At 48.9% G+C, this 3700-nt stretch carries 4 protein-coding genes; 3 read left to right on the forward strand and 1 reads right to left on the reverse strand.

What is annotated here, in order from left to right:
• Positions 1-723 precede the first annotated feature (723 nt).
• Positions 724-1470 carry a sucrose-phosphate phosphatase gene (locus ACJ2PR_RS35365; RefSeq protein ID WP_446880563.1) on the forward strand — a complete coding sequence of 249 codons (747 nt, stop codon included), beginning with the start codon at positions 724-726 and terminating at the stop codon, positions 1468-1470.
• 181 nt (positions 1471-1651) lie between these two features.
• Positions 1652-2275 (forward strand): Holliday junction branch migration protein RuvA, encoded by a 624-nt coding sequence (gene ruvA, locus ACJ2PR_RS35370; protein ID WP_446880564.1) that lies wholly within the window; start codon positions 1652-1654, stop codon positions 2273-2275.
• Positions 2276-2476: 201 nt separating this feature from the next.
• Here ruvA and ACJ2PR_RS35375 read toward each other — a convergent pair whose 3' ends face one another.
• Complete coding sequence (locus ACJ2PR_RS35375) at positions 2477-3019, reverse strand: PadR family transcriptional regulator (RefSeq protein WP_446880565.1); 543 nt, start codon at positions 3017-3019, stop codon at positions 2477-2479.
• Between the two features lie 129 nt (positions 3020-3148).
• Between ACJ2PR_RS35375 and ACJ2PR_RS35380 the strand changes: the two genes are divergently transcribed.
• Complete coding sequence (locus ACJ2PR_RS35380; RefSeq protein ID WP_446880566.1) at positions 3149-3538, forward strand: monooxygenase family protein; 390 nt, start codon at positions 3149-3151, stop codon at positions 3536-3538.
• Positions 3539-3700 lie beyond the last annotated feature (162 nt).

Genomic DNA, 3700 nt, shown 5'->3' on the forward strand with positions numbered 1-3700 from the left:
CAGGGATGACAACAAATATTAAAAAGCGCTCAAATGACCTTTAGAGGGCTGGTGCTACAAATCTTAGAGAGCAACCTAAATCCTTCACTAGTGGGAGACTTTAAGCCAAAGCAGTCTCGGATTCTCAAAGTCCCCCAGACTGGGGGATTTAGGGGGCGAAGGATCTGTAGCATTCACAAATTGATTGGGTATGTATGAGTTCTGAGATGAGTGTGTTTGGCGACGTGAGCTTAAATTGGTTTTTAGCCCTTCACGGAACGATCGAGTCCCTCAGTAAAGAACGACTCCCGTATTTTCGGGGAGAAAGGCTCTAGTGAATGTGTAATTGAATGCAAAATCTTGATACTCGCGTCGGAGTTTAGACGATAGTTGAGTGGGTATTTTTTAACGTCAGTTCGATAGAACTTTTCGCTTCGTTATCTTGCACTTCTGCCCCCCAACCCCCCAATTTTGGGGGACTTTAAGACAAGAATTCCAGTTCAAAGTCCCTCACGTGTGGGGGATTTAGGGGCATTCCCGAATTTGCAGTCGGAGCGTATTTCGTCGAATTCACGTTGTTTAACGTCAGAATACCTGGCGAAACTAATAGCAGTCGGAGGGCATCTGTGATTCGTGCAGGGCGATCGTACTTTTGACTGGAAACCATCTCTCGCGACTTCCAGAATTCGTAATTTTGATCACAAATCGCTAAACTCATAAGCTGTGGAGTTAGGAAGTTTTGCTGTGTCTCAGTTCTTGTTTGTAACGGATTTAGACAATACGCTGGTCGGTGACGATGACGCTTTAGAACGGCTCAATCAGCAACTAAGCCAGCATCGCCAAACATACGGCACCAAAATTGTTTACTCAACGGGTCGGTCGCTGACGCTCTATCAGGAGCTAACTCGTGAACACACGCTATTAGAACCCGACATTCTCATCGCAGGCGTGGGCACCGAGATTTATTTGAATGGAAGCCAAACGCCCGATCGCTCCTGGTCAGACAAGTTAGCCGTTGGCTGGGATCGAGAAATCATCGTCTCCACAACCGCCCACTTTGCCGACTTGGTGCCGCAGCCAGAAACCGAACAGTGCCCTTTTAAGGTAAGTTTTTTCTTGTCAGAAGATGCGGCGATTCCAGTTTTGTCTGTCCTCAGAACGGTGCTAATGAAGCAGGGCTTATCGATTCAACTGATCTACAGTACAGGGAAAGACTTAGACATTTTGCCACGCCGCGCCAACAAAGGATTAGCGATGTCATTTGTCCGTCAAAATTTGGGATTTGAGCCGGGTCAAACGATCGCTTGTGGAGATTCTGGCAACGACATCGCCCTGTTTAGCCTCAACGAGGCCCACGGCATCATCGTCGGCAACGCCCACTCCGAACTGCTCACCTGGCACCACGAACACCCCAGCGAAACTCGCTATGTCGCAAAAGGTCACTGCGCCGCCGGAATCTTAGAGGGCCTACAATACTTCAACTTTCTATGATAGAAACCAAAGGGTGAAAGTCTAAAAGACTGTTGATCGAGTTCTTTCGCTGAGGTGTTCAAGTCTTCCGCCCCCCAACCCCCCATTCTGGGGGACTTCCGGACAATTTACTGCCTCATCCCTCTCGCGAAGCGTGCCGCCAGCGGCAACCCCTCCTCCCTCCTCCCTCCTCCCTCCTCCCATGATTGGCTATCTCAAAGGTACGATCGCTTCCATTCTCAAAAGCAGCAACCGAGTCACGCTGACCTTAGAAGTCAATCAAATTGGCTACGATTTGCAGATTGTGCCTCGTCTGCTTCAACAACTGCCCGAAGTGGGCGAAGAGACTCAGATTTTTACGCATCTCCATGTGCGAGAAGATCAAATGATTTTATTTGGGTTTGGGGCGGCGGCCGAGCGCGATCTGTTTCGGCAATTGGTCAGCGTCAGCGGGATTGGGCCTCAACTCGCCCTGGCGCTGTTAGACACGTTGGGGCTCCAAGATCTGGTGCAAGCGGTGATTTCGGGTAACACTCGCCTCCTGTCTCGGACTCCTGGCGTGGGGGCCAAAACCGCCGATCGCATTGCGCTAGAACTAAAAACCAAACTCTCAGAATGGCGACAACAATCAGGACTCTCGATCGCCCCTGGTGCTGGCCCGACGGTCAACATTCAAGAAGATGTCGAAATGACTTTGTTGGCGTTGGGCTACACCGATAAAGAAATCATGCAAGCCCTGCAAGCCGTCGGACAAAATAGCGCCCTATCCAAATCTGACGATGCAGAAGCCTGGATTAGACAAGCGATCGCCTGGTTGAGTCAGTAAGAATTGTGGGCGTTGCTCAATCAGGGGGTGTGCCCCAAAGCGGCGGGAAACCCAAGGTTCAAAGCGTTCAAAGTCCCCCATTTTTGGGGGATTTAGGGGGCGAAAAGATGGACACTTCCCACAGAGTCATCCCTCCAATCAGCAACGCCGAATTGTGCATTCAACAAACCCGTTCAACAAATCTGCAGCGATTCAATCGATCTACTTCAGCAGCGGACTGATCTCGTCATACCAAGCCAGCCAGCCTGTTTCAAAGTGAATGCCACGCAGTAGAGTCATGTATTGAAACTTCAGCGTTTTGGATAGCGCCTGCGGATTTTTGAAGTGCTGGTCTTTGATTGCTTGATAGATCGCTAATCGCTGTTGATGTTGTTGGCGGTGGGCTTCTAGTTTGGAGACGATCGTCGATCGCGATACCAGATGCCCGACATAAAGCTTCACGAGTAAATCATCCTTGATGGGTGCCATCTCTTCAGATTCGGCAATCCACTCACACAATCGCTGTTTCCCCAACGCTGTCACTGAGTAGAGGCGTTTGTCGGGTCGATTGTCTTGTTGGATGGATTCGGCTTGCACCCAGGCTTTCTCCTCCAGGCGGCTGAGTTCTCGATAAATCTGTTGAAAACTGGCGCTCCAGAAGAAACCAACTGACCCTTCTACGGAGGGGTTAAATCGCTTGGCCAGGTCATATCCACTGCTGGGAGCGCAGACCAAAACCGACAAAATCGCATAAGTAAGAGACATGAGCAACGGGTTGACATATTCACTAAGTTGAATATATCGTAGATTGTGTACTCAATTTAGTGAATAATCTAATTATTGAGTATGTGACTGAATCCATACATCGTTCATACATTCAAAAAGGTAAGCATCATGAACTACTCCATTCATCAGATCGAGTTGCCAAAACATCCAGAAGCCGTTGTGTTTGTGAATGGGATTTTGAGCCGCGATCGCGCCGGGTTTTTTTGGCTATGGAAAAATCTGCCCTGGATTAGAAGTTCTACTGCCAACGCAGAAGGCTGTGTGCAGGTCAAAGCGGGTCTGTGTGGGCCGGGCGAAGTGATCATGGTGAGCTATTGGCGATCGCAGCCTGATCTAAAACAATTCTTTCAAGGAGACGCTCACCGCAAAATGATGCAGTTTGTCCTCAAAAATCCCAATAGTCTTTGTTTGTACAACGAAACTTATCAACCGGAACGCAGCGGCAAATACAGTCACGAACCCCAAGGAATGGCAACGCTGTATGCAATGTCAAAATAAAATGACCAGCCAGTGAACCACCCACAGAAACCGTTCTGATTCACCAATCGAAATACTGAAGAATAAGCCAATCGCATTGCAATCAATTGTTTCTCGACGGCTCCCCTGTTAACGTGAATTCGATAGAGTTTTTTCGCTTCGGTATTTAACGCTTCTGCCCCC

Source organism: Phormidesmis sp. 146-33 (genome assembly GCF_052939515.1).